Origin of the sequence: Duganella rhizosphaerae (assembly GCF_040364205.1) — a bacterium.
In the GTDB taxonomy this organism is placed as follows: Bacteria; Pseudomonadota; Gammaproteobacteria; order Burkholderiales; family Burkholderiaceae_D; genus Rugamonas; species Rugamonas rhizosphaerae.
Genome location: NZ_BPWK01000010.1, coordinates 174694 through 198189, shown reverse-complemented (window position 1 = coordinate 198189; position 23496 = coordinate 174694). Strand labels below are relative to the sequence as shown.

Annotated in this window: 26 protein-coding genes; 10 read left to right on the top strand and 16 right to left on the bottom strand. The window is 65.2% G+C overall.

Going from position 1 to position 23496, the window contains the following annotated elements; translation table 11 throughout:
* Positions 1-17: 17 nt before the first annotated feature.
* The 4 genes from RUGAMON1_RS21525 to RUGAMON1_RS21510 all read right to left on the bottom strand — a co-directional run bounded on the left by RUGAMON1_RS21525 (position 18) and on the right by RUGAMON1_RS21510 (position 2273).
* Complete coding sequence (locus tag RUGAMON1_RS21525; RefSeq protein WP_008446875.1) at positions 18-320, bottom strand: ElaB/YgaM/YqjD family protein; 303 nt, start codon at positions 318-320, stop codon at positions 18-20.
* 89 nt (positions 321-409) lie between these two features.
* Positions 410-937: a ferritin-like domain-containing protein gene (locus RUGAMON1_RS21520; RefSeq protein WP_445232453.1), complete on the bottom strand. Its 528-nt coding sequence runs from the start codon at positions 935-937 to the stop codon at positions 410-412.
* Between the two features lie 20 nt (positions 938-957).
* The gene (locus RUGAMON1_RS21515; protein WP_445232452.1) at positions 958-1872 is read right to left on the bottom strand and encodes an OmpA family protein; all 915 of its coding nucleotides are present in this window, start codon (positions 1870-1872) and stop codon (positions 958-960) included.
* Between the two features lie 11 nt (positions 1873-1883).
* Positions 1884-2273, bottom strand: a complete 390-nt coding sequence (locus RUGAMON1_RS21510; protein WP_445232451.1) for a DUF4398 domain-containing protein — start codon at positions 2271-2273, stop codon at positions 1884-1886.
* A gap of 137 nt (positions 2274-2410) precedes the next feature.
* Here RUGAMON1_RS21510 and RUGAMON1_RS21505 point away from each other — a divergent pair, with 137 nt between their 5' ends.
* Both RUGAMON1_RS21505 and RUGAMON1_RS21500 read left to right on the top strand, forming a co-directional pair.
* Positions 2411-4462 carry an AsmA family protein gene (locus RUGAMON1_RS21505; RefSeq protein ID WP_445232450.1) on the top strand — a complete coding sequence of 684 codons (2052 nt, stop codon included), beginning with the start codon at positions 2411-2413 and terminating at the stop codon, positions 4460-4462.
* 117 nt (positions 4463-4579) lie between these two features.
* The gene (locus tag RUGAMON1_RS21500) at positions 4580-4804 is read left to right on the top strand and encodes a YMGG-like glycine zipper-containing protein (protein ID WP_445232449.1); all 225 of its coding nucleotides are present in this window, start codon (positions 4580-4582) and stop codon (positions 4802-4804) included.
* Between the two features lie 116 nt (positions 4805-4920).
* Here RUGAMON1_RS21500 and RUGAMON1_RS21495 read toward each other — a convergent pair whose 3' ends face one another.
* Positions 4921-5670: a Crp/Fnr family transcriptional regulator gene (locus RUGAMON1_RS21495; RefSeq protein WP_445232448.1), complete on the bottom strand. Its 750-nt coding sequence runs from the start codon at positions 5668-5670 to the stop codon at positions 4921-4923.
* 120 nt (positions 5671-5790) lie between these two features.
* On the opposite strand from RUGAMON1_RS21495, the gene RUGAMON1_RS21490 reads away from it, so the two are divergent.
* The 3 genes from RUGAMON1_RS21490 to RUGAMON1_RS21480 all read left to right on the top strand — a co-directional run bounded on the left by RUGAMON1_RS21490 (position 5791) and on the right by RUGAMON1_RS21480 (position 7323).
* On the top strand, positions 5791-6435 hold the full coding sequence (locus tag RUGAMON1_RS21490) for a glycine zipper 2TM domain-containing protein (RefSeq protein ID WP_445232447.1): 645 nt from the start codon (positions 5791-5793) through the stop codon (positions 6433-6435).
* Between the two features lie 136 nt (positions 6436-6571).
* The gene (locus RUGAMON1_RS21485; protein WP_019921959.1) at positions 6572-6718 is read left to right on the top strand and encodes a lmo0937 family membrane protein; all 147 of its coding nucleotides are present in this window, start codon (positions 6572-6574) and stop codon (positions 6716-6718) included.
* 74 nt (positions 6719-6792) lie between these two features.
* The gene (locus RUGAMON1_RS21480) at positions 6793-7323 is read left to right on the top strand and encodes a DUF3617 family protein (RefSeq protein ID WP_445232446.1); all 531 of its coding nucleotides are present in this window, start codon (positions 6793-6795) and stop codon (positions 7321-7323) included.
* A 5-nt stretch (positions 7324-7328) separates the two neighbouring features.
* Here the strand turns inward: RUGAMON1_RS21480 and RUGAMON1_RS21475 are convergent, their stop codons facing one another.
* Positions 7329-8165, bottom strand: coding sequence for a branched-chain amino acid aminotransferase (locus RUGAMON1_RS21475; RefSeq protein WP_445232445.1), 837 nt, complete (start codon positions 8163-8165; stop codon positions 7329-7331).
* Between the two features lie 42 nt (positions 8166-8207).
* The gene (locus tag RUGAMON1_RS21470; RefSeq protein ID WP_445232444.1) at positions 8208-9287 is read right to left on the bottom strand and encodes a porin; all 1080 of its coding nucleotides are present in this window, start codon (positions 9285-9287) and stop codon (positions 8208-8210) included.
* A 114-nt stretch (positions 9288-9401) separates the two neighbouring features.
* Here RUGAMON1_RS21470 and RUGAMON1_RS21465 point away from each other — a divergent pair, with 114 nt between their 5' ends.
* From RUGAMON1_RS21465 to cls, 3 genes are all read left to right on the top strand, one after another.
* Complete coding sequence (locus tag RUGAMON1_RS21465; protein WP_445232443.1) at positions 9402-10694, top strand: acetyl-CoA hydrolase/transferase family protein; 1293 nt, start codon at positions 9402-9404, stop codon at positions 10692-10694.
* 102 nt (positions 10695-10796) lie between these two features.
* Entirely contained in the window at positions 10797-12896 is a 2100-nt protein-coding gene (locus tag RUGAMON1_RS21460; protein WP_445232442.1) for a site-specific recombinase, read from the top strand.
* A complete protein-coding gene (gene cls, locus RUGAMON1_RS21455; RefSeq protein WP_445232441.1) occupies positions 12893-14284 on the top strand; it encodes a cardiolipin synthase in 1392 nt (463 codons plus the stop codon). The genes RUGAMON1_RS21460 and cls overlap by 4 nt, the downstream gene beginning before the upstream one ends.
* 17 nt (positions 14285-14301) lie before the next feature.
* Here the strand turns inward: cls and RUGAMON1_RS21450 are convergent, their stop codons facing one another.
* From RUGAMON1_RS21450 to RUGAMON1_RS21440, 3 genes are read right to left on the bottom strand one after another with little or no spacing between them, the layout of a single operon-like run.
* Positions 14302-15120, bottom strand: a complete 819-nt coding sequence (locus tag RUGAMON1_RS21450; protein ID WP_445232440.1) for a metallophosphoesterase family protein — start codon at positions 15118-15120, stop codon at positions 14302-14304.
* Position 15121: 1 nt separating this feature from the next.
* The gene (locus RUGAMON1_RS21445; RefSeq protein ID WP_445232439.1) at positions 15122-16105 is read right to left on the bottom strand and encodes a diacylglycerol/lipid kinase family protein; all 984 of its coding nucleotides are present in this window, start codon (positions 16103-16105) and stop codon (positions 15122-15124) included.
* Entirely contained in the window at positions 16039-16752 is a 714-nt protein-coding gene (locus RUGAMON1_RS21440) for a phosphatase PAP2 family protein (protein ID WP_445232438.1), read from the bottom strand. The genes RUGAMON1_RS21445 and RUGAMON1_RS21440 overlap by 67 nt, the downstream gene beginning before the upstream one ends.
* A gap of 139 nt (positions 16753-16891) precedes the next feature.
* On the opposite strand from RUGAMON1_RS21440, the gene RUGAMON1_RS21435 reads away from it, so the two are divergent.
* A complete protein-coding gene (locus RUGAMON1_RS21435) occupies positions 16892-17116 on the top strand; it encodes a hypothetical protein (protein ID WP_445232437.1) in 225 nt (74 codons plus the stop codon).
* Between the two features lie 72 nt (positions 17117-17188).
* Here the strand turns inward: RUGAMON1_RS21435 and RUGAMON1_RS21430 are convergent, their stop codons facing one another.
* Together RUGAMON1_RS21430 and RUGAMON1_RS21425 are read right to left on the bottom strand one after the other, a co-directional pair.
* The gene (locus tag RUGAMON1_RS21430) at positions 17189-18262 is read right to left on the bottom strand and encodes an AI-2E family transporter (RefSeq protein WP_445232436.1); all 1074 of its coding nucleotides are present in this window, start codon (positions 18260-18262) and stop codon (positions 17189-17191) included.
* Positions 18263-18358: 96 nt separating this feature from the next.
* Positions 18359-19258 (bottom strand): LysR family transcriptional regulator, encoded by a 900-nt coding sequence (locus tag RUGAMON1_RS21425; RefSeq protein WP_445232435.1) that lies wholly within the window; start codon positions 19256-19258, stop codon positions 18359-18361.
* Between the two features lie 101 nt (positions 19259-19359).
* On the opposite strand from RUGAMON1_RS21425, the gene RUGAMON1_RS21420 reads away from it, so the two are divergent.
* Positions 19360-20373, top strand: coding sequence for a zinc-binding alcohol dehydrogenase family protein (locus RUGAMON1_RS21420; RefSeq protein ID WP_445232434.1), 1014 nt, complete (start codon positions 19360-19362; stop codon positions 20371-20373).
* On the opposite strand, the gene RUGAMON1_RS21415 is transcribed toward RUGAMON1_RS21420, so the two are convergent.
* From RUGAMON1_RS21415 to RUGAMON1_RS21400, 4 genes are all read right to left on the bottom strand, one after another.
* The gene (locus RUGAMON1_RS21415) at positions 20370-20879 is read right to left on the bottom strand and encodes a hypothetical protein (protein WP_445232433.1); all 510 of its coding nucleotides are present in this window, start codon (positions 20877-20879) and stop codon (positions 20370-20372) included. The two genes, RUGAMON1_RS21420 and RUGAMON1_RS21415, sit on opposite strands and share 4 nt — an antisense overlap.
* A gap of 84 nt (positions 20880-20963) precedes the next feature.
* Positions 20964-22160 (bottom strand): alanine transaminase, encoded by a 1197-nt coding sequence (gene alaC / locus RUGAMON1_RS21410; RefSeq protein ID WP_445232432.1) that lies wholly within the window; start codon positions 22158-22160, stop codon positions 20964-20966.
* A gap of 102 nt (positions 22161-22262) precedes the next feature.
* Complete coding sequence (locus RUGAMON1_RS21405) at positions 22263-22580, bottom strand: hypothetical protein (RefSeq protein ID WP_445232431.1); 318 nt, start codon at positions 22578-22580, stop codon at positions 22263-22265.
* Between the two features lie 60 nt (positions 22581-22640).
* Entirely contained in the window at positions 22641-23495 is an 855-nt protein-coding gene (locus RUGAMON1_RS21400; protein WP_445232430.1) for an EamA family transporter, read from the bottom strand.
* Between the last annotated feature and the right edge of the window lies 1 nt (position 23496).

The following is a 23496-nucleotide window of genomic DNA, read 5'->3' as shown; positions in this document are numbered from 1 at the left end:
TCATCGGACACGATGGATTACTTGCGGCCGATGATGACGCCGATCAGCAGGCCGACGCCGGCTGCCGCGGCGATCGAACGCCATGGGTTTTCCTTGACGTAGACATCGGCCTGCTTGGCCATTTCCTTGCTGGCGGCGACCGCGCTCTGCTGCGCTTCGTGGGCCTTGGCCAGTGCGGTGTCGAGCGCGCGCATGCCGCGGCCGCGCAGTTCTTCGGCTTTTTCGCCGGTCAGCGCGGTGGCGGCGGTGAACAATGCTTGCGCATCCTTAACCAGAGTTTTCACGTCGTTATTCACGGTACTGATGTTTTGTTCCAGCATGATGGAGCTCCTGTTATGGTTGTGTGAAGTGAAAACTGTACTGCAAACTGCAAACTCAAAATAGCCACTAAGTGGTCACTCAGTGTTCATTATCCCAGCAAATCGCGCATATCGTCCGCGTGTTCCTCTTCCACCGCCATGATCTTGATCAACAAGTGGCGGGTGGTCGGGTCGGTCGTGCCAATCTGTTCGATCATCTGGCGGTACGACTCAATGGCGACACGCTCGGCGATCAAATTGGCTTTGATCATCGATTGCACATCGTCAGATGCATCATACTCGGCATGGCTACGTGCGAGCAATGTTGCCGGATTGAAATCAGGTTGGCCGTTCAACTGGATGATACGCTCAGCCAGCCAATCGGCGTGTTCCTGTTCCTGCATCGCGTGCTCCAGGAACTCGGCCTTGACCGAACCGTTGTCGCGGCCGCTGACCGTGTAGTAGTGGCGCTTGTAGCGCAGAATGCAGACCAGCTCGGTGGCCAGCGCATCGTTGAGCATCTTGATGACGGCCGTGCGGTCGCCCTGATAGCCGGCCGTGACCGGGCCGTCCTGCAGGTTGCGGGCGGCCGCGCGGATGGCCTCCCTGTCGATGCCGGTGGGGGTGGATTCAGCCATGATCTGCTTTCCTTTCGTGGTTAGTGACGGGTGGCGATCGGCGCGCCGTTCTGCGACAGCACGATCTCGACGCGGCGGTTCAGCTGGCGGCTGCCGGCGTCGCTATTGCTGGCGACCGGGAAGGCCTCGCCATAGCCGCGGGTGGCGATCTTGTCGCTCTTGACGCCCAGGCCGATCAGCGCGTTGCGCACCGATTCGGCGCGACGCTGCGACAGCTCCAGGTTATGCGCGGCGCTGCCGGTGCTGTCGGTAAAGCCCTCGATCAGCACCGCGCTTTGCGGTTCCTGCAACAGCACGTCGGCCATCTTCTGCGCGGTGCGCATGCCTTCCGCGCTCAGTTCGGCGCGGTCGACGTTGAACAGCACGTCGCTCAAGGTGATGACGATGCCGCGGTCGGTCTGCTTGGCTTTCAGGTCGGTCAGCTGCTGTTGCAGCGCGGCGTTCTTGGCCGCTTCGTCGCGGGCGCTGTTGGCGGCGGCGTCGGCCTGGGCGCGGGCGGCGTCGGCGTCAGCCTTGGCCAGGTTGGCTTGCGACTTGGCCTGGTCGGCGCTCATGCGGGCCTGGTTGGCTTCCGCCGTGCGGGCTTCCAGGCGGATCTCGTCGCGCTGGCGGCCGGCGTTGGCCATCTCGCCCTCGGCCTGCTTCTGTTTCGCTACTTCACGCGCGGTGGCGATCTTCTGCTTGGCGAGGTAGGCCAGCTTGTCGATCTCGTCCAGGCTTTCCTTCTTCGCGGCGGCGGCGTTGGCGCGGTCCAGCGCATCGGAGGCGGCCTTGAATTCCAGCGGCGCGTTGGCCGCGACCGACGGCGTGCTTTGCGCGGCCATGAAGTCGCCGCGGGTCTGATCCAGCAGGCTGGTGGTGGTCGGCGTGGTGCTGCAGGCGGCGAACATCATGGACAGCGCGAAGACGGATGGAATGAGGTAATGGGATTTCATGTCGGAGCTCCTTATTGTTGGCTGGTGGCGTTGCTGCGGTTCAGTTCTTCACGCAGCGCGCGTATGCTTTGCTGCAGCTCGTCCGCCGCCATGGTGGCCTTGGTCGAGCTGGCCTTGCTCTGCGCCAGCTGGGCGTCGGCCGAAGCCTGGTTGGCCAGGTCCTGCGCGGTCTTGTAGTCCTTGGCGGCCAGCGCCTGGTTGGCGCGCATCAGCTTCTCGCGGGCCGATTGCATTTCGGCCGGCGCCAGGTCGGCGGCGCCGGCGCTGGTGGCGTTGGCCACGGCGGCGCGCGACACGGCGACGTCGGCGGTGGCCGGGGTTTTATCGCTGGCGCAGGCGCTCAGGCCGAGTACCGCGGCCAGCGTGCACAACAGGGTGAGACGATATTGGATGGTGGTCATTATTCTTCTCCTTAAAAATCATTCGGTAGGTTGACGTTATAAGCCCTTGCCGATGCAGCCTCAGTACGGTGCCGCACATAGAACGCTCGGTGCGAGCTAGTAAAATAGCGCCACTCCAATAAGAAAATAGGCCAGTCATGTCCCAACTCCGTCGCCCCACCCGCATCGCACTTGCCGTCGCCGGCGTCCTGGTCGCCGTGCCCGCCATCGCCGTCATCGTCCTGGTCAACTACGACTGGAACCGCGCGCGGCCGTGGCTGAACGAGAAGGTCAGCGAAGCCATCGACCGTCCGTTCGCGATCCGCGGCGACCTGTCGCTGACCTGGGAACGCCAGGGCCGCGGCGACGCCGACCGCACCTGGAGCGACTACCTGCCGCTGCCGCACCTGGTGGCGCACGACGTCCATGTCGGCAACCCGGCCGGCTGGCCGGCGCAGATGGAAATGACCAGCGTCAGCCAGTTCTCCTTCTCGGTCGACCTGTTGCCGCTGCTGGAGCACAAGCTGTCCATCCCGGTGCTGCGCTTCGACAATCCGGTGGTGCTGCTGCAGCGTAACGCCGATGGCGGCAACAACTGGACCTTCAAGCCGGCCGACAAGCCGTCGCCGTGGAAACTGGATTTGCAGCGCGTGGTCTTCACCAAGGGCACGGTGCATTACGTCGACGCCATGACCCACGTGGACGCGGTCGCCGAGGTCGACACGCTGAACGCCGATCCGACCTACGGCGTGGCCTGGAAGGTGCGCGGCAAGTGGAACAAGCAGAACATCTCCGGCGGCGGCAAGGCCGGCGCCGTGCTGTCGCTGCAGCAGCAATCGACGCCCTACCCGCTGGCGGCCGACATCAACGTCGGCGGCACCAGCATCGCCATCGTCGGCACGCTGACCAAGCCGTCGGCGCTGGCCGCGCTCGACATGCGGCTCAAGGTGTCCGGCCCCAGCATGGCGCGCCTGTATGGCCTGACCGGCGTGCTGCTGCCGGAAACCCCGCCCTTCGCCACCGAGGGCCACCTGACCGCCAGCCTGGGCGCCCACGCCAGCCACTGGACCTACGACCAGTTCAGCGGCCGCGTCGGCCATTCCGACATCGGCGGCAAGTTCGACTACCAGTCCGGCCAGACGCTGGCGCGGCCGCTGCTGACGGGTTCGGTGCAATCGAAGCTGCTGCAGTTTTCCGACCTGGGGCCGCTGATCGGCGCCGACTCCAACGCCAGCAAGGAGGCGCGCGGCGTGGCGCCGGTGCAGCCGGGCGACCGCGTGCTGCCGGTGGAGCCGTTCAAGACCGAGCGCTGGACCGCGCTGGACGCCAAGGTCAGCTACAAGGCCCAGCGCATCACGCGCGACAAGGACCTGCCGATCGCCAACCTCGACACCGTGATCCATATGCAGGACGGCGTGCTGTCGCTGACGCCGATGAACTTCGACATCGCCGGCGGCCGCTTCACCTCCAACGTGATGCTGGACGGCAGCGGCAAGCTCAACCCCAACGCCATCCGCGCCGAACTCAAGGCCGGCGCGCGCCACCTCAAGCTGCGCCAGCTGTTCCCGCGCATCGAGGAAATGCAGGCCACGGTGGGCGAGGTCAACGCCGACATCTCGCTGTCGGCCACCGGCAATTCGGTGGCCGGCCTGCTGGCCACGTCAAACGGCGAACTCAAGGGCGTGATCAACGAAGGCAGCGTCAGCAAGCTGCTGCTGGAAGAGATGGGGCTGAACATCGGCAACGTCGTGCTGACCAAGGTGATCGGCGACAAGCAGGTCAAGCTCAACTGCATGGTGACCGACTTCGGCGTGACCAACGGGCTGATGCAGTCGCGCCTGTTCGTGGTCGACACCTCGGACGCCAAGATCGACATCGCCGGCACGGTCAACCTCGGCAACGAGAAACTGGACCTGACCATGCGGCCCGACGCCAAGGGCTTGCGGGTGATTTCGCTGCGGGCGCCGATCTATGTGCGCGGCACCTTCAAGGATCCGGCCATCAGCATCGACAAGGGTGTGCTGGCCTTGCGCGCCGGCGGCGCGCTGGCGCTGGCCGTGGTGGCGCCGGTGGCGGCCATCCTGCCGCTGATCAACGCCGGTCCCGGCGAAACCACCGGTTGCGCCACCCTGCTGGCCCAGCAAGGCGGCAAGCCGGTGGCGCCGCCGCCGGGCAAGACGCTGGCGCCGAAACCGCCGCGGAAACACTGAGGGCCAGCGCAGCTCTGTGTGCGCTGCCGAACGGAATTGACCTGAATTCTTGCGTACGCTGAGGTCATTGGTGCAGGCATTCCCTGCCGCGCCTCAATCAGTTGCAAGGAGAAAATCATGAACAACATCAAACAGCTGGTATCGACCGCCGCCATCGTCGCGGCCACCCTGGGCCTGAGCGCCTGCGCAGGCATGTCCAGCCAGGATAAAAGCACCGCCATCGGCGCCGGCGTCGGCGCGGTCGCCGGCTCGGTGCTGACCGGCGGCAGCGCCGTCGGCACCGTGGGCGGCGCAGCCGTCGGCGGCGTGATCGGCAACCAGGTCAACAAGCCGCCGCGTTAATCGGTCGCCCCATCGGGGGTCAGATCTGACATTCGGACACGAGCTCTACCGCAACAGCGGTAGAGCTCGTGTCCGAATGTCAGATCTGACCCCCGCTGCTTTTGTGGAGCAGCGCGTCACAGAAAGACGTTGGCCATGCCGATGGCGCCGTCGTCCTTGACCAGCTCGTAGCAGCGGCAGGACGCCGCCTCCAGCCCGGCCGAATCGAGGATCTCGATATTGCCCCGGCTGTAGCTGATCAGCTTCTGATTTTGCAGCGCGCTGGCCGCCTTGGTCACGCCCACGCGGCGCACGCCCAGCGCGTGCGCGAGGAACTCGTGGGTCAGGTGGAACTTCTCCGATTGCAGGCGGTCGCGCGTGATCAGCAGCGAGCGCGCCAGGCGCGCCTCCAGCACATGGAAGCGGCTGCACACGGCGATCTGGATCGCCTGCGCCAGCAAGGTGTCGGTATAGCGGTACAGCAGCCGTTGCAGCGACGCGGTGCGCTTGAACTCGGCGCGAAAGTCGGCCGCGTCGATGCGGATGGCGCGGCCGGCACGCTGCACGATGGCGCGCACCAGCGCCTGCCCATGGCCCAGCGCTACCGACGCGCCTATCATGCCCTCCTGCCCCACCGAGCCCACCTCCAGCGTCATGCGGCCTTCGGCCACCGCCAGCAGCGAGATCAGGCAGCCAGTCGGAAAGTAAATGTGGTCGACGGTCTGGCCCGGTTCATACAGCACCTGGCCCGCGTCCAGCCGGACCGTGTCGCACTGCGCCAACAGCCTGGCGCGGTCGTCGTCCGGCAGGCCGGACAGCAAGCGGTTCAGCATGGGCCTGGCTTGCGCCCTGTCGTCGTCGGAAAAAATGGAGGGATGGGTATGCATGGGACCAGCGTAAAGGCTGCGATTTGCCCTGTATGTACGGTGACGCACGGAAGCAGGACAAGTCCTGAGGGAAAATCCGGGCTGCAATCCACTACTCTAACCAAAAACAGGACCTACATCATGGACACCCCAACCAGCAAGCCATCGCTCCACCCTATCATGGTCATCGCCGCCGTCGCGGTGGTGCTGTTCTGCGGCGTCGGCAGCGCCGCCATCATGGGCTGGCTGCCGACCTCCAGCGCCACCGTGCCTGGCGCCGCGCCGATGCCGGGCCAGCTGTCGTCGGTGCCGCCGGCGGAGCAGCCGCTGCCGTCGCAGCCATCGCAGCAGGCCGGCTACGCCAACCACGCGGCACCGGCCCAGGGCCAATATCCGGCGCAGCAGCAGCAGCAGCAGCAGCAAGAACAGGTCGCGCAACAGGGTCCGGCCGTCTGCAACAGCTGCGGCGTGGTGGAGTCGGTGCGTTCGATCGAACACCGCGGCCAGGGTAGCGGCGTGGGCGCGGCAGGCGGCGCCATCCTGGGCGGCCTGCTGGGCAACCAGGTCGGCAGCGGCCATGGCCGTCAACTGGCCACCGTGGCCGGTGCGGTCGGCGGCGCAGTGGCCGGCAACCAGGTCGAAGGCAATATGAAAACCACGCACAGCTGGGAGATCGTGGTGCGCATGGACAATGGCAAGAAGCGCGTGCTGCACCAATCGTCGCAGCCGCAATGGCGTTCCGGCGACCAGGTCAAAGTGGTCAACGGCCAGTTGCGTTCAGCTTAAGTACGATACCGTACAGAGACTTGCGCCAGCATTGCAGATAATGGCTACAAGATACGAACATGGCAACAGGGTTGCAGGTTCGGGATCGCAATCGATGACCAACATGGACGTCGCATAACAACCTAAGGAGAGAATCATGCTCTATACCATCGCTGTCGTTTTGCTTATCCTGTGGCTGCTGGGCCTGGTCACTTCCTACACCATCGGCGGATTTATCCACGTCCTGCTGGTCGTTGCTATCATCATGGTGCTGCTGCGCCTGATTAGCGGACGCGGCGTGTAGCGCCACCTCTGTAAGCCTTTGAAGCGGCGCTCCACTGAACGGTGGCGCGCCGTTTTTCATTTTCAGGAGATCACATGAAGCGATTGATAATTTCCCTGGCCATGCTGGCCGCGGTGCAGGCCTCGGCCCAGAGCATCAAGCCGGGCCTGTGGGAGCTGACCAACAAGGTCAAGACCGGCAACGCGCAAGCCGACCAAGCGATGGGCATGGCGCTCAAGCAGCTGGCCAACATGCCGCCCGAGCAGCGCGCGCAGATCGAGGCGATGATGAAGCAGAACGGCGCCTCCATGCCCACGGTCGGCGGCGACGGCGCCATGGTCATCAAGGCCTGCGTCACGCCCGAGATGGCGGCGAAAAGAGAATTGCCGATGAATCAGAAGGGCCAGTGCACGTCGAAGAGCGATCCGGTGGCGGGCGGCCTGAACATTTCGTTCAGCTGCACCGATCCGGTCTCGAGCGGCACCGGCACGCTGCGCTACATCGGCGACAGCGGCTACCTGATGAACATGAACATCAACAGCGAGGCCGGCGGCAAGCCGCAGAGCGTGCAGGTGGAATCGACCGGACGCTGGCTGGGCGCCACCTGTCCGGCCCGCTCAAACTGAACCGATTACTCGCTGTCGCAGAACGCCATGTAGCGCTGGAAGGCCAGCGTGGCGACCGGCCCGACCGGCAGGCTGCGCGCCTCATAGCGGATGCACGGCGTGACCTTGCCGTAGTTGCCGGTGTTGAAGATCTCGACGGCCGTCTCCAGCTCTTCGGGACGCACCGAACGCTCCTCGACCGCGATGCCCTCCTGCGCCAGCAAGGCGATCACGCGCGCGCGGGTGATGCCGGACAGGAAGGTGCCGTTGGCCACCGGCGTCACCACCTTGCCTTCGGGCGTGACCAGGAACAGGTTGGCCGAGGCGAACTCGGCCACGTTGCCGGCGTTGTCGCACACCACCGCGTTGTCGAAGCCGCGCTGCTGCGCTTCGCGGATGGCCTTGCTGGTGTTGGCGTACAGCGCCGACGCCTTGGCGTCGGTCGGCGCCATCGACGGATCGGGACGGCGCAGCGCCGTCAGGCAGGCCGAGAAACCGGTGAACGGCGGCATCGGCGCGTCGAACAGGGTCAGCGCGAAGGCGCTCTTGTCCGGCAGCGGCACCAGCAGGCCGTCGGTGCCGAACACCAGCGGCCGCACGTACAGCTCGGCATCGGCCGGGAACTTGGCCACGCCTTCGCGCACCAGCTTTTCCATCTCGTCCACGCTCAAGGGGCATACCAGGCCGACCCGCTCCGACGAGGTGATCACGCGTTGCAGGTGCAGGCGCAGGTCCGGCATATGGCCGCGTATCGAGCGCGCGCCGTCGAACACGGACGAGCCCAGCCATACGCTGTGATCCATCGCGCCAAACAAAGGGGTATTGCCTTCGGACCAGCCGCCGTTGAAGTAAGTCAGATACATGCTTGTTCCTGGTGATCAGTAAAGCAAGCAATTTATCACGGATCAGAAAGAGTGGCGCAGGCCGACGGTGACGGCGCGGTCGCTGTGGCCGGGCGCGCTGGCGTTGCCGACCGTGTAGCCGGCGCCGTTGCGGTTCTGGATGCGCGCGAAGGAAGCATAGAAGTCGGTGCGGCGCGACAGCGCGTAACTGGCGCCGACGGCGAACTGGTTGGCGTCGCGGTTGGCGCCGCTGCGGTCGTCCTTGTGGATCCAGGACGCCAGCCAGGTGGTGGCGCCCATCGGCACGGCGACGCCGACCAGCACGTCGCGGCTGTTGTTGGTCGGCATGCTCTGCACCACCGCGCCGTAGGGATTGGACATGTCCCACGGCGAACTGCCGTCGCCCCGGCTGTGGCCGTATGCGGCGTAGGCGACGAAGCGGCCGAAGTCGACATTGGCCGCCACCAGCGTATTGCTGGCCGACTGGTCGACCGCCGGCGTGGTGCCGCTGGCGTCGAGCAGGTTGTCCTTGCGCTGGTGGCTGATGCGCAGCGTGGCGGCGCCGTTGGCATAGCCGATGGTGGCGCCGTAAGCGCGGTTGACCCGGCTGTTGTAGGGCGACTCGCCGAAGCTGTAGATGGCGGCGCCGGTCCAGCCGCCGCGGCCGCGCGGCGACTGGTACTTGATCGTGTTGTCGTAGCGCTGGGTGGTATAGCCGACCAGGTTGGCCGCGCTGCCGGCCATGCCGCCGTGGAAGGGATCGGCGACGTCGGTCAGCGTCTCGTAGACCAGGTTGTACTGCCGGCCCAGCGTGACCACGCCCAGCGGCCCGTCCAGCCCGACATAGGCCTGGCGGCCGAACAGCCTGCCGTTCTGGTCGGAGGCGCCGCTATCGTTGAGGATGCCCGCCTCCAGCGTGTAGACCGCCGCCGTGCCGCCGCCCAGGTCCTCGCGCCCGCGCACGCCCAGCCGCGAGCCGGACGCGACGCCGCTGTCGAGCCGGGTGCGCGCGCATTCGCCGCTGCAGCCGCGCTCCGCCACCACGCCGGCGTCGAGCAGGCCGTACACCTGCACCGGCGACGCTGTTTGCGCCGCCGCGGACAGGGGGCCGCTAACGGCCAGGGCGTAGAGGATGAGTTTCATAAGCACCATCGTAGGCCAGCCGCTGCAACACCTCTGTGCGCAGCACCACGTTTCCGACATATTTTGCGGCTACTTGGTTTATAGTGACATTTCACCATGCGAAAGGCGGTCGATATGCAAGCCCTGTATGACGACAAGCGTTGTTCCCCGAGCGAGGCCCTGCACCTGCTGCGCGACGGCGACACCATCATCGTCCCCTGCGGCGCCGGCGAGCCGCCCGCGCTGCTGCACGCCCTGTCCGACCAGCGCACCCGCTTCCACGACGTCAAAGTGGCGCAGATCCTGGCGATGCGCAAATACGCCTACTTCGATTGCGACACCGCCCACCACGTGCGTCACGTGGCGCTGTTCTTCGGCGGCGCCTCGCGCGCGGCCGGTCAGGCGGGCTGGGCCGATTTCGTCCCCGCCTATTTTTCCGAGCTGCCGGCGCTGATCGAGCGCGAACTGCTGCCGGCCGACGTGGTGTTCTCGATGGCCGCGCCGATGGACGAGCACGGCAACTTCGCGCTCAGCCTGGGCGCCGACTACACCATGGCCGCCATCCTCAAGGCGCGCGCGATCGTGCTGGAGGTCAATCCCAACGTGCCCTACGCGCACGGCCAGTGCCACGTCCACATCTCGCAGGTGACGGCGCTGGTGGAGAGCAGCGAACCGGTGATCGAAGTCGGCCTGCCCAAGATCGGCCCGGTGCAGGAAGCCATCGGCCGCCACGTGGCGGCCATGATCGAGGACGGCTCGACGCTGCAGATCGGCTACGGCGGCATCCCCGACGCGGTGGTGATGCAGCTGACCGCCAAGCGCGACCTGGGCATCCACACCGAGATGATCGGCGACGGCATCCTCAAGCTGGTCGAATCCGGCGCCGTCAACAACAGCCGCAAGAGCTGGCTGCCGGGCCGCATGGTGGCCACCTTCGCGCTCGGCTCGCGCAAGCTGTACGACTTCATGCACCGGAATCCGATGCTGGAGATGCACCCGGTCAGCTACACCAACGATCCCTACCTGGCCGGCCAGAACAACCAGCTGGTGGCCATCAACGCCAGCCTGCAGGTCGACCTGCTGGGCCAGTGCGGCTCCGAGAGCCTGGCCCACCTGCCCTATTCCGGCACCGGCGGCCAGGTCGACTTCGTGCGCGCCGCCAACCGCTCGCGCGGCGGCAAGGCCTTCATCGTGCTGCCGTCCACCGCAAAAGAAGGCTCGATCTCGCGCATCGTGCCGACGTTGACGCCGGGCACCCACGTCACCACCGGCAAGAACGACGTCAACTACGTGGTCACCGAATACGGCGTGGCCCAGCTGCGCGGCAAATCCGCCCACCAGCGGGCCGAGGCGCTGATCGCCATCGCCCATCCCGACTTCCGCGCCGAACTGCGCCAGCAAGCCCGCAAAATCTTGCTGTGCTGTTAGTGGAGTTTCCTGACGGACAGCGAATGTTCGCCAGCGTACATACTTGACAGACTTATACGTCTATACTGCGTTTTTGTCCCAACGCGGTCCACCGCCTTACGCATGCTAGAAATCCTCGAACGCATCGATGCAGACAGCAGCGACATCGGCCTGATGGTCGAGCTGTTCAATACCCTGCGTCCCCAGCGCGCCACCGACGGCGCGCGCGCCACCGCCAACGTGCGCACGCTGTGCCAACTGTTGAAGGGCAACCCGGCGCACGCGCTGGCCTTGCGCCATTACGCGTGCAAGCTGCTCGCCAGCCGCCGCCACGCCAGCCTGTACACCGAGATCGGCGTGCTGTCGAACGACGGCTTCTTCACCGAACTCAAGCGCCGCATCGCCTACCGCATCCTGCCGCCCGCATTGGGCGATGTCTACCTGAGCGACGCGCTCGACCAGGTGGTCTACCGGCGCACCGACCACCTCTGGATCGCCGCCGTGCCGGCCGCCGACTGGCTGGCCCTGGTGGACGTGGTCGGCCTGCACGACGCCGCCGACGCCGGCCCCAACCTGATGCTGCCCGGCCTGCTGGAATCGATACGCACGCTGTCCTACCGCGTCAGCGCCATCGGCCTGGAACCCAAGCTGACCAATTTCCACACCGAGATCGAGACCTACGAGTCGCCGTTCATGGTGCAGAACTACGAGGTCAACGCCTATCTCGACAGCTACCAGCGCATGCTGGCCGGCGACGACGCGCCGCTGGAGGACGCCCGCCACCTGCTGGTGATGCTGGACCAGTGCGACGTCGTGGTGGCCAAGATCCGCAAGAAAGCGCTGAGCCAGGGCACCAGCATCGCCTTGACCTACCTGCTGGTGACGCTGACGCAAAGCATAGACCGCCTGCGCAAGCTGCTGTTCCTGGTCGACGTCAGCGGCGAGCTGCAAGTGACGCCGCCGGCCGACATCAACCTGCTGGCCGCGACCCACGCGCCGCACCAGCAGGAAGGCCCGCCCAGCCCGCGCCGCGGCGCCGCCGTCGGCCTGGCGCTGGAGCTGATCGAAGCGCACAACAACAAGTACATGGTGCGCGACCTGATGCGCGACAACATCGACCTGTTGGCGCGCAACGTCACCGAGAACGCCAGCCACACCGGCGAGCACTACGTGGCCGACAGCCGCAAGGAGCTGGGCGGCATGTTCGTGTCCTCGGCCGGCGCCGGCCTGGTGATCGGCTTCATGGCGCTGTTCAAGATTTTGATGTCCTACCTGCGCGCCGCGCCGCTGGTGGAAGCCTTCCTGTTCAGCATGAACTATTCGCTGGGCTTCATGTTCATCCACCTGCTGCACTTCACGGTGGCGACCAAGCAGCCGGCCATGACGGCCTCGCGCATCGCCGCCGGCCTGCACAGCAAGGACGGCCGCAACATCGACATCGACAGCATGGCCGAGCTGTGCAACAAGGTGATCCGCACGCAGAACATGGCGGTGCTGGGCAACCTGGCCACCGCCATCCCGACCGCCTGGCTGATCGCCATGGCCTGGCCGCTGATCACCGGCCACCACCTGGTGTCGCCGGACAAGGCCATGCACCTGCTGCAGGACATCGATCCCATCCACGGGCCGACGCTGGTGTACGCGGCCATCGCCGGCGTCTGCCTGTTCGTCGCCGGCCTGATCTCGGGCTACTACGACAACAAGGCGCTGTACACCCGCTGGGCGCAGCGCATCGCGCAGCTGCGCGGCCTGCGCTGGCTGCTGGGCCAGCAGCGCCTGGACCGCCTCGGCGTGTACCTGGAAAACAACCTGGGCGGCTTGATGGGGAACTTCTTCTTCGGCATCCTGCTCGGCGTGATGCCGCTGCTGGGCTTCCTGCTGGGCATGCCGCTGGACATCCGCCACGTCACCTTCTCGTCCGCCAATTTTGCGACAGCGATGGTCGGACTGGACTACCATGTCAGCTGGGAATTAGTGCTGACTTCGGTTGCCGGTTTCCTGGCGATCGGCTCGGTCAACCTGCTGGTCAGCTTCGGGCTGGCGCTGTGGGTGGCGCTGCGTTCGCGCCAGGTGCGCTTCAAGCACGGCTGGCTGCTGATGAAGGCGCTGGGCCGCCGCTTCCTTCAGGGACCGGTGTCGTTCCTGTTCGGCTCGGCGGCGGAAGAAGCGGCGCAATTGGCGCCGCCCGATGAATCACTCACTCCTGAAAAGACCATCAAATGAAAATCACGCGCATGCGTTGCTGGCTACCCCTCTGCCTGATGTGCTGGGGCTTGCTGGGCGCATGCGCCTCGCTGCCCAACGTGACGGCGATGAGCGGCCAGCTGGATCCTGCCGCCGTGCCCAGCGTCAAGGGCGTCAACGGCGAGCTGAGCGCCGCGCGCGGCAAGGCCTTGCTGGCCAAGCGCTGGCCGAAGGGTTCGCTGGACATGCAGGCCCAGGCCGCGCTGGAGGAAGCGGCGACCGGCGTGCCCCTGATCGCCGGCAATAAATGTACCTTGCTGTTCGACGGCCCGCAGACCATGAGCGAGATGCTCAAGGCCATCAACGGCGCGCGCAACAACATCAACCTGGAAACCTATATCTTCGACCAGGACGAGCTGGGCCTGAAGTTCGCCGACGCGCTGATCGAAAAACAGCGGCAAGGCGTAACGGTCAACATCCTGTACGACAGCGTCGGCACCTTGGGCGTGCCGGCCGAGTTCTTCAAGCGCATGCGCGAAGCCGGCATCCACCTGATCGAATTCAACCCGGTCAACCCGGCCAAGCTGAGCGGCGAAAGCTGGAAGCTCAACAACCGCGACCACCGCAAGGTGCTGATCGTCGACGGCAAGATCGCCTTCACCGGCGGCATCAACATCAGCGCGACCTATGCCAAGAGTTCGCTGTTCCGCTCCGCCGCCAGGCCGACCGACAAATCGCAGGTGGGCTGGCGCGACACCCACATCAAGGTCGAAGGGCCGGCGGTGCAGGCCTTCCAGTGGCTGTTCGTGCGCCAGTGGGCCACGCAGGACAAGGACGACCTGACCGAAGCGGACTACTTCCCGCAGCCGGTGATCGCCGGCGACAAGGTGGTGCGCGTGCTGGGCAGCGAGCCCGGCGGCAAGTTCGAAATCTACAAGGCCTACAACCTGGCGATCCAGGAAGCGAAGAAGAGCATCCACATCACCTCGGCCTATTTCGTGCCGGACCGGCAGACGGTGGAAGCGCTGATGGCGGCCGCGCGGCGCGGCGTGGACGTCAAGATCGTGCTGCCGGGCGTCTCCGATAGCGGGCTGGTGTTCTACGCCGGCCACGCCTTCTACGACGACCTGCTGGGCAGCGGCGTCCAGATCCACCAGTTGAAGCTGGCGGTCTTGCACGCCAAGACCGCCGTCATCGACGGCAACTGGTCGACGGTCGGCTCGACCAACATCGACACCCGCAGCTTCCTGCACAACAGCGAGCTGAACGTGGTGATCATGGGCGACGCCTTCGGCGGCGAGATGGAGCGCGCCTTCCAGGAAGACCTGCGCGACTCGGTGCAGATCACGCAGGAAGCGTGGCGCCACCGTCCCTGGGCCGACCGCCTGCGCGAATTCGCCGCCCGCTTCATGAACTACTGGCTGTAAGACACCGGTGTTTATGATTAAGCTTCGGCGGTGAGGCTCCAGGCGTCGCCGCTGCGCTGGAAGCGCTCGGTGTGCGCCAGCTCGAAGGCGCCGGTGCCGTCCACCCAGCTGTAGCGCTGCACCTCCACCTTGTCGTGCTCGACACGGATGACGTTGAACGAATTGGTTTCGCCCCGCCCGCGCGTGGAGGTGGCGGTGCCGGCCTGCACCATCAAGGCGGCGTAGCCGCTGATCTCGTAGCGCTGCGCCGTGTTGTGCGCATGGCTCACATGCAGATGCCCGGCCAGCAGCAAATCCACGCCGCACTCGGCAAACGCCCGCATCGCCAGCGGCGCGCGGTTGACCAGGTCGTTGTCGTCGAGCGCCTCCGGCATGTCGAACGGGTGATGGGTGACGACGATGCGCGTCAGGTGCGGATCCACCGCGCTCATGCGGCGATGGATCTGGTCGATCTGCTCGCGGTTGATGCGGCCATCCTTGAAGGTCAGCGAACGCGCGGTATTGATGCCCAGCACGGCGATCTCTTCGTCCACATATTCCGGCGTCAAGTCCAGCGTGACGTAGCGCGTGTACTTGCGCAGCGGCGTCAGGAAGCGGCTGGCGACGTTGTACAAGGGGATGTCGTGATTGCCCGGCACCACGATCTGCGGCCCCGGCAAGGTGTCGAGGAAGGCCCGCGCCGCCTTGAACTCCTCGGTTTTGGCGCGCTGCGTCAGGTCGCCGGACACCACCACGACATCCGGCGCCAGGCTGGCGACCAGCTCTTGCAGCGGCCGCAGCAGGTTCTGGTCGACGCGGCCAAAATGCAGATCGGATAAATGGACGATGGTGCGCATGCTATCCCTCCTGGGCCGGTACGATGACGCTCAACGCCGCCGCCCGCGAGCGGTAGCACAGCGGCGGTTTCATCAACGACACCTCGCCATCGGTGGCGACCCGCATGTGATGGTGCCGCGTTTCGATAATCAATTCCGGCGCCGACAACACGTCGAAATCGCGCGCCTCGCCCAACTTGCCGAGCATGGCGTGCAGGCCGTAGCGCAGCAGCCCCAGCCTGGTGGGTTTCTGCGCCACGTACAGGCACAGATTGCCGCTATCGAGCCGCTCGCGCCCGCCCAGCGTCAGGCCCTGCAAATATTCGTTGTTGCCGATGAAGACGAACGGCGTGCGGCGCAGATGCTCTTCGCCATTGATCTTGAGCCGCACGTTCATGAACGGAAAGCGCCGCAAGGCCGCGAACAAGGCGCGGCCGAACGCCGGCCACTTGCTGCGGCCCAGGTGGCGCTGCTGCTGTTCGCGGTCGCGCACGATGTCGGGATAGATGCCCAGGCCGGAGTTGTTGAGGAAGATGCGGCCGTTCACCTCGCCCACGTCCACCTGGCGCACCCTGCCCCGCACCGCGTTGGCCACGGCCGCATCGAGCTCCAGCGGTATCTTCAAATCCTTGGCGAAATGGTTCAATGTGCCCAGCGGCAGCACGCCCAGCCGCGTCGAACTGCCGACCAGCACCGACGCCACCGCGTTGATGGTGCCGTCGCCGCCGCCCGCCACCACCACCGGCGCGCCGTCGGCCAGCGCCCGCTCGGCGCGCGCCACCATCTCGGCGCCGCTCTTGGCCAGAGTAATGTCCGGCTCGACGCCATGGCTGCGGAATTTTTCCGCCAGCGCGGCGGCCCAGCCGCCGCAGTAGCCCTGCCCTGCGCCGGCGTTGATGATGACGATGATGCTGTCCAGCGCGTTCTCCCGGAAATAGTTTAGATGGTTTTTGCTTCGCGGCGCCGGCGCAGCGTCGAGATCGCCGTGATGCAGACCGCCAGCCACGCCACGCTCTCGGCCATGGCCGCCAGCACGTCGCTCAAATAGTGCGCGCCCAGATAGACGCGGCTGAACGCCACCAACAATACCATCAAGACGCAGCCGGCCACCGTACCCAAGCGCACATGCCACTGCGGACGGGCGATCACCAGATAGCTGGCGAGCAGGCCGTAGAACAAAGTCGCCGCCGACGTGTGCCCACTGGGGAAGCTGTACGTCATCAAAGTCAACAGCGGCTCATCGAACGCGGGCCGGACGCGCTGGAAGTGGTACTTCAGCGCCACGTTCAACAGCGCGCCGCTGGGCACGGAGACCAGCAAGGCCAGCAGCCAGTAGCGCGCCCGCACGCGCCACAGATGCCAGCCCAGCGCCGCCACCAGCAACACCATCCCGTAACCCGTATGCGCCAGCGACACGCCCAGCATGACACTGGTCAGCGGTTCGAACGCATGGGCATGGAACCAGTGCGCCACCTGCATGTCCAGCACGGTGATCGCCTCCTTGCCCATCACATCCTCGGCCAGGTCGCTGAAGATCGCGGCGGCGGCCACCAGCAGCGCCAGGCCGGCGGTCAGGTGCAGGCCGAATTCGCCGCCCGGCGACAGTCTTGCTTCAATGAAACGGATGAATTTGGTGAAAATTTGGTGCTCCAAGGCGCTCTGCCGTGCAAGTTGGTGGAAAAACCACGAAAAAACGAATTTACTGTTTATTTACACAGTACCTGTTTATTCATACAGTAGTTATGCTATTCTGAACTCCTCGTTAAACGCTACTCCCCACAAAGGAAATGTCATGACTACATTGCACAGCAGCTTTGGTTCCCGCTTCGGTATGGAATATATGCCTACCTCGTTCCTGGTACGCATGGGCAAACGCGAGTTGCTGGTGTGCCGTGACTTCCGCAAGCGCTACTACGCAGTGAACCCGATCATGGAATGCGACACCGGCGTACAGGCAGGCCATCTGGAAGTACTGATGTTCCGCCGCTGGCTGCTGATCCTGTCGAAGGCGCACTAATGGTTGCCGGTGCCAGTTGCCCGATCCAGTCGCAAGACAGGCCGGCCGACGCCGCGGCCTCGATCGCGCTCCTCACCTGGGTTTGGCAACTGGCGAGCCGTCATCAAACAGATTCGCCTCGTACCAAAGCGTCACAAACAGAACCATCACAACCGGACCGATAAACAGTCCGACCAGGCCCAGGGTTTCAACCCCGCCCAGGATACCGAACAGTACGGCCAGGAACGGCAAGCGCGTGGCGTTGCCGATCATGCCTGGCCGTACAAAGTGATCCGCCACGAACAGCACGATGGTGCCCCAGACCGCGACCGCGATGGCCGCCGGCACGGCGCCGTTGAACGCCAGCACCGCCGCCGCGCTGACGAAAGCGATCGGCGCGCCAAATGGAATGATCGCCAGGATGCCCGTCACCGCCGCCCACAGGGCGGGGGACGGCAGGCCTGCGAACGCGTAGCCGATGCCGATCAACACGCCTTCCGCCAGGCCCACCAGCACCAGGCCGTTGACGGTGGCGCGGATCGCCGTCGGGATTTTTTCTGCGTAGCGCGCCCAGCGCTGCTCGCTGAAGCAATGGCTGCCGATAGCGGTGATCTGGCGGTTCAGCGCCTCGCCGTCCTTGTAGAAGAAGAACAGGCACAGGAAGGCCAGGCCGAAATCGACCAGCCGGTGCATGAAGCCGACGCCGGCCACCTTGATCATGTCGCTGGCCGAATGCAGGCCGTTGATTTCACGGTCGGACAACAGGTGCGACAGCCCGTGCGGCTGGCTCAGCGTGGCCTGCCACCAGTTGCTGATCCATTCGCCGACCATCGGCAGATGCAGCACAAAGGCCGGCACCGGGATGCCGTCGGTGTTGGCGGTGACGATGTAGTTGGCCAGCTCCGGCGCCTGCTTGGCGGCCTGCGCCACGCCCAGCGAGACCGGCACGATGAACACGGCCACGCAGATCAAGGTCAACGCGGCGGCGGCCAGCACGTCGTGGCGGCCGAAGCGCGTCCGTATGCGCCGGTACAGCGGCCACGTCGCCACGCACAGGATGCCGGCCCAGATCAGCGGCAGGAAGAAGCGATGCATGACAAACGCCGCCAGTGCGATCAAGGTCAGGGAAAAGCCGGCACTGAGGATGTCGCGCTGGGTTTCGGTCATCGGAGTATCTCCTGGTAAATATTGGGGCTATGGTAAGCGCATTTGGCGCCGCCGTAAGCGCCAGCTTGTCGTTTTAATTATTTTCTAAGCGTATTTCTACGCCTTCTCGCAGTGCGCGCGCAGGAAGTCCCGCAGTTGCAGCACCGTCGGCGTGATCTGCGCGCGGTGCATGCACAGCATATTGAGCGGCGCCGGTTCGCCCAGTATGTCCGGCATCAGGATCTGCAGGCGCCCGCTGCGGATGTCGTCCGCCAGATCCAGCCGCGATTTGTAGGCGATGCCCAGGCCCGCCACCGCCCAGCGCCGCACCACGTCGGCGTCGTCGGCGCTGCGGTTGCCGCTGACGTGGATCGCCACAGGCTCGGCGGCGGCGTTGCGGTAGAAACTCCAGCGGTCGTGGATCACCTCCTCCACCATGAAGCGCAGGCAGTTGTGGCGCAGCAGCTCGTTCAACTCCGTCAGCTTGCCGTGCTGCCGGATGTAGTCCGGCGAGGCCACCAGCACGCGCCGGTTGTCCGGCGCCAGCGGCAGCGCGACCAGGCTGGAATCATCCTGCCTGCCGTAGCGGATGGCGATATCGACCGGCTGCCGGTACATGTCCGACACGCGGTCGCTGATGCTGAGCTGGAAACTGACCTTGGGATACAGCGCCTGGAACTGGTCCAGCCAGCCGACCACCATGTTCCGGCCCAGGTCGGACGGCATCGAAATCTTCAGCGTTCCGCCCAGCGTTTCCTGGCCCTGGATCAGCGCATCATGCCCTTCCTTCAACAAGCGCAGCGCCTCGCGCGCGTGGCGCAGATAGTGTTCGCCGTCCTCCGTCAACCGCAGCGAGCGCGTGGTGCGGGCGAACAAACGGAAGCCCAGCTCGCCCTCCAGCCGCTTGACGGCGGCGCTGGCCAGCGCCGGCGATATCTCCAGCTCGCGCGCCGCGGCGGACAGGCTACCCCGGTCGGCGGTACGGACATAGACGGTCAGATCATCCAATCGCAACAATTTTCCGCATTCCCTTGAAAGTGTTTCGTTATGCAGCCCCTTTTTCAAGGCCGCGAAATAAATGATGATACCCTCAATCCCAACTCACCCGGAGCATTTCCATGAAAGCCGTCGCCTACCGCAAGTCCCTCCCCATCACCGACGACGACGCCCTGATCGACATCGAACTGCCGGCGCCGCAAGCGACCGGCCACGACCTGCTGGTCGAAGTCAAAGCGATCTCGGTCAACCCGGTGGACGTAAAAATCCGCGCCAACATGGCGCCGGCAGAAGGTGACAGCAAGGTCATCGGCTGGGATGCCGCCGGCGTGGTCCGGGCCGTCGGTCCCGACGTCACGCTGTTCAAGCCGGGCGACGAAGTCTGGTACGCCGGCGCACTGATGCGCCCAGGCACCAACAGCGAACTGCACCTGGTGGACGAACGCATCGTCGGCCACAAGCCGAAGAAGCTGGACTTCGGCAAGGCCGCCGCGCTGCCGCTGACCGCCATCACCGCGTGGGAGCTGCTGTTCGAACGCCTGGAAGTGAGTCGCGACAAGGGCGTGCACGGCCAGTCGTTGCTGGTGATCGGCGCGGCCGGCGGGGTCGGCTCCATCCTGGTGCAACTGGCGCGCCAGCTGACCGGACTGACCGTGATCGGCACCGCCTCGCGGCCCGACACCGCGGCCTGGGTGCTGGAGCTTGGCGCACACCACGTCATCGACCACAGCAAGCCGCTGAACGAAGAGATCGCCCGCCTCGGCCTGCCTCCCGTGACATATGTCGCCAGCCTGAACCAGACCGACCATCACTGGCCCGCCATCGCCGAGCTGGTCGCGCCGCAAGGCAAGGTCGCGCTGATCGACGACCCGGCCGCCATCGACGTGCGCCTGTTGAAGCGCAAGAGCGTATCGCTGCATTGGGAATTCATGTTCACCCGCTCGATGTTCGAGACGGCGGACATGCAGAAGCAGCATCAGCTGCTGAACGATGTGGCCCGGCTGGTGGACACCGGCGTCATCAAGACCACGCTGGCCGAGCGCTACGGCAAGATCAACGCGGCCAACCTGAAGCGCGCGCACGCGCTCATCGAAAGCAACCGCGCCAAGGGCAAGATCGTGCTGGAAGGTTTTTAAACGGCCGGCGCCTGCCGGGCGCGCAGCAAGGCCAGCGCCGTGTTGTCGTGCTCGGCCAACGCGGCCTGCATGGTGCCGGCCGCCACGCACGAGTTCTCCAAAATCTGCAAGAACAGCGCCTGCCGCCGGCGCAATCGCGGCGACTGGTAGCCCAGCTGCTCGAACATGCGGCCGACGTCGATGCAGTAGCTGCGCAGTTCCCACATGGTGTTCTTGGTGATCTCGATATCGTTGCGCATGCTGAGGTCGACGTCGATCAGCTCCAGCCGGGCCTTCTCGTCGCCCGAGTAGGCGCGAATCGCCGGCAGCCACTGTTCGAACTTGCCGGCGATGCGCTTGATGCGGACGATCTTCTGGTCCAGCGTACGACAGTAGTGCCAGCACAGCCAGCATACCGGCAGCCGCGCCAGGATGCGCGGCAAGCCGGTCGACTGCAAAGTGAGTTCGAGTTTCCTGACGGCGTCGAGCAAACGACGCGTGCTGTCGCTGACGGGCGAGGAAGACATGATGGACGCTCCTGTAGGAATTCAGGAACACAGTAGCCGCCGCATCAAACATCCCGTTTGATGCGGCGTAAAGTCCAAGCAGATTTATTCAGCCTTGCGGAACATGGCCTTGATGCCACGGAGTCCCTGGCGGATGCGGGCTTCGTTTTCGATCAGGGCGAAGCGCACATACTCGTCGCCGTAGTCGCCGAAGCCGATGCCGGGCGACACGCACACCTTGGCCTCGGCCAGCAGCAGCTTGGAAAATTCCAGCGAGCCCAGATGGCGATACTGTTCCGGGATGCGCGCCCAGATGTACATCGACGCTTTCGGCTTGTCCACCGGCCAGCCGGCTTCGCACAATCCTTTGTGCAGCACGTCGCGCCGGCTCTGGTACATCGCGCAGATCTCGCTGACGCAGCTTTGGTCGCCTTCCAGCGCGGCGATCGCCGCCACCTGCACCGGCGTGAAGCTGCCGTAGTCGTGATAGCTCTTGATGCGCGCCAGCGCCGCCACCAGCTCCTTGTTGCCGACCATGAAGCCGATGCGCCAGCCCGCCATGTTGTAGCTCTTGGACATGGTGAAGAATTCCACCGCCACCTCGCGCGCGCCCGGCACCTGCATGATGGACGGCGCCTTCCAGCCGTCGAAGGTGATGTCGGCGTAGGCCAGGTCGTGCACCACCAGGATGTTGTGCTGCCTGGCCAGCGCCACCACGCGCTCGAAGAACTCCAGCTCCACGCATTGCGCGGTCGGGTTGGACGGGAAGCCCAGGATCATCATCTTCGGTTTCGGATAGCTCTCGCGCACCGCGCGTTCCAGCTCGTCGAAGAAATCGACGCCGGGCGTCATGCGCACCGAGCGGATGTTGGCGCCGGCGATCACCGCGCCCCAGATGTGGATCGGGTAGCTGGGGTTGGGCACCAGCACCGTGTCGCCCTGGTCCAGCGTGGCCAGCATCAGGTGCGCCAGGCCCTCCTTGGAGCCGATGGTGACGATGGCTTCCGAGTCGGGATCGAACTCGACGTCGTAGCGGTTCTTGTACCACTTGGTGATCGCGCGCCGCAGACGCGGTATGCCCTTGGAGGCCGAGTAGCCGTGCGTGTCGGGACGTTGTACGGTGTCGACCAGTTTTTCGACGATGTGCGCCGGCGTGGCGCCATCGGGATTCCCCATCGACATGTCGATGATGTCTTCGCCGCGACGGCGCGCCGCCAGCTTGAGCTCGGCGGTGACATTGAAAACGTAGGGAGGCAGGCGATCGATGCGCGAAAAGCTGCGCGGAGTTTGGGTGTCAGTCATGGATATCTCACGTAAGCGCCCGGAACCGTCCGAGCGACGTCGATGCAATGTTGCATCGGCATCCATACTAGCCGAAAGATTCAGTTTTTTGCAAGACCCAATTTAGACGCTGGCTTGTTTTTCCTGGTCGCTGAACCATTCGAACAAAATCAGGCCGACGATGGACGCCACCGGAAACAGGCACACGCAGATCACCACCCACAGCACCGGCGAACGGCCCAGGCGCTTGGCCGACATGCCGATGAACACCAGGTGGACGATGAAGCTGACCGCGATGCCGACGCCGGCCAAGATCATCAGCGGCACCGAGTCCAGCGTGTGTTTGTTCAGCGGCGGCAGGAAGGCGGCGACGCACAGCACCCACGCGATCAGCGAGACAGTGGCGGCGGCGATCGGTTGTTGTGCGCGGGCGATTTGCATAGGGTTACTCCTCCGGTAAGCGGTTATGCTGCCATGAACTAGTCAGAAGCGCAACACGGTTCAGCGCAGCGAGGTCAGCGCAGACGCCAGCACGATGCTGCCGATCGCCAGCCATTGCGTCAGCGTCAGGTGCTCGCCCAGCACCACCATGCCGGCCAGCGCGCTGAGCGCCGGCGCGCCGCTGCTGAACATGCTGAAGGTGCGCGACGACAGGGTGCGCATCGACAGCATCTCCAGCGTGTACGGCAAGGCGCTCGACATCACCGCGATCGCCAGGCCGATCAGCAGGTAGCTTGGCGTCAGCAATGCCGCGCCGCCGTACCACCCGCCTATCGGCACAATGAACAGCGACGCCGCCAGCATGGCCCACGCCACCGACTGCCCGCCATGCATCACCGACACCCGCTTGCCGAACACGATGTACAGGGCCCAGCACACCGCCGCGCCGGCCGCGTACATCACGCCGACCGGATCGAGCTGGTCGACCTTGCCGTGTATCGGCAGCAGGTAATACAAGCCCAGCACCGCCAGGCAGACCGCGGCGAAATCGCGCGGCCGGCGCGACGACAGCACCGCCACCGTCAACGGCCCGGCCACTTCGATCGCCACCGCGATGCCCAAGGGGATGCGGTCGAAGGAGCGGTAGATCAGCAGGTTCATCAAGCCGATCACGCTGCCGTAGATCGCCACGTTGACGCCCTGCGCCCACGTCAGCGGCGTGCGCCACGGCCGGAAGATCAACAGCATCAGCACCGCCGCGAGGCCGACCCGGTAAGCCGTCACGCCTTCGACGCCGACCAGCGGGAACAGATGCTTGGCGATCGCCGCGCCGAAGTTCAGCGACAGCTGGCTGGCCAGCAGGGCAAACCCGGCCAGCAGCGCGTTGCCGCCAGCGTGTTTTTTATCGTCGCTCATC

Bases quoted from the DNA above. Each gene is read 5' to 3' on its own strand.
- RUGAMON1_RS21525 (WP_008446875.1), bottom strand. From the start codon at position 320: ATGCTGGAACAAAACATCAGTACCGTGAATAACGACGTGAAAACTCTG.
- RUGAMON1_RS21520 (WP_445232453.1), bottom strand. From the start codon at position 937: ATGGCTGAATCCACCCCCACCGGCATCGACAGGGAGGCCATCCGCGCG.
- RUGAMON1_RS21515 (WP_445232452.1), bottom strand. From the start codon at position 1,872: ATGAAATCCCATTACCTCATTCCATCCGTCTTCGCGCTGTCCATGATG.
- RUGAMON1_RS21510 (WP_445232451.1), bottom strand. From the start codon at position 2,273: ATGACCACCATCCAATATCGTCTCACCCTGTTGTGCACGCTGGCCGCG.
- RUGAMON1_RS21505 (WP_445232450.1), top strand. From the start codon at position 2,411: ATGTCCCAACTCCGTCGCCCCACCCGCATCGCACTTGCCGTCGCCGGC.
- RUGAMON1_RS21500 (WP_445232449.1), top strand. From the start codon at position 4,580: ATGAACAACATCAAACAGCTGGTATCGACCGCCGCCATCGTCGCGGCC.
- RUGAMON1_RS21495 (WP_445232448.1), bottom strand. From the start codon at position 5,670: ATGCATACCCATCCCTCCATTTTTTCCGACGACGACAGGGCGCAAGCC.
- RUGAMON1_RS21490 (WP_445232447.1), top strand. From the start codon at position 5,791: ATGGACACCCCAACCAGCAAGCCATCGCTCCACCCTATCATGGTCATC.
- RUGAMON1_RS21485 (WP_019921959.1), top strand. From the start codon at position 6,572: ATGCTCTATACCATCGCTGTCGTTTTGCTTATCCTGTGGCTGCTGGGC.
- RUGAMON1_RS21480 (WP_445232446.1), top strand. From the start codon at position 6,793: ATGAAGCGATTGATAATTTCCCTGGCCATGCTGGCCGCGGTGCAGGCC.
- RUGAMON1_RS21475 (WP_445232445.1), bottom strand. From the start codon at position 8,165: ATGTATCTGACTTACTTCAACGGCGGCTGGTCCGAAGGCAATACCCCT.
- RUGAMON1_RS21470 (WP_445232444.1), bottom strand. From the start codon at position 9,287: ATGAAACTCATCCTCTACGCCCTGGCCGTTAGCGGCCCCCTGTCCGCG.
- RUGAMON1_RS21465 (WP_445232443.1), top strand. From the start codon at position 9,402: ATGCAAGCCCTGTATGACGACAAGCGTTGTTCCCCGAGCGAGGCCCTG.
- RUGAMON1_RS21460 (WP_445232442.1), top strand. From the start codon at position 10,797: ATGCTAGAAATCCTCGAACGCATCGATGCAGACAGCAGCGACATCGGC.
- cls (WP_445232441.1), top strand. From the start codon at position 12,893: ATGAAAATCACGCGCATGCGTTGCTGGCTACCCCTCTGCCTGATGTGC.
- RUGAMON1_RS21450 (WP_445232440.1), bottom strand. From the start codon at position 15,120: ATGCGCACCATCGTCCATTTATCCGATCTGCATTTTGGCCGCGTCGAC.
- RUGAMON1_RS21435 (WP_445232437.1), top strand. From the start codon at position 16,892: ATGACTACATTGCACAGCAGCTTTGGTTCCCGCTTCGGTATGGAATAT.
- RUGAMON1_RS21430 (WP_445232436.1), bottom strand. From the start codon at position 18,262: ATGACCGAAACCCAGCGCGACATCCTCAGTGCCGGCTTTTCCCTGACC.
- RUGAMON1_RS21420 (WP_445232434.1), top strand. From the start codon at position 19,360: ATGAAAGCCGTCGCCTACCGCAAGTCCCTCCCCATCACCGACGACGAC.
- RUGAMON1_RS21415 (WP_445232433.1), bottom strand. From the start codon at position 20,879: ATGTCTTCCTCGCCCGTCAGCGACAGCACGCGTCGTTTGCTCGACGCC.
- alaC (WP_445232432.1), bottom strand. From the start codon at position 22,160: ATGACTGACACCCAAACTCCGCGCAGCTTTTCGCGCATCGATCGCCTG.
- RUGAMON1_RS21405 (WP_445232431.1), bottom strand. From the start codon at position 22,580: ATGCAAATCGCCCGCGCACAACAACCGATCGCCGCCGCCACTGTCTCG.
- RUGAMON1_RS21400 (WP_445232430.1), bottom strand. From the start codon at position 23,495: ATGAGCGACGATAAAAAACACGCTGGCGGCAACGCGCTGCTGGCCGGG.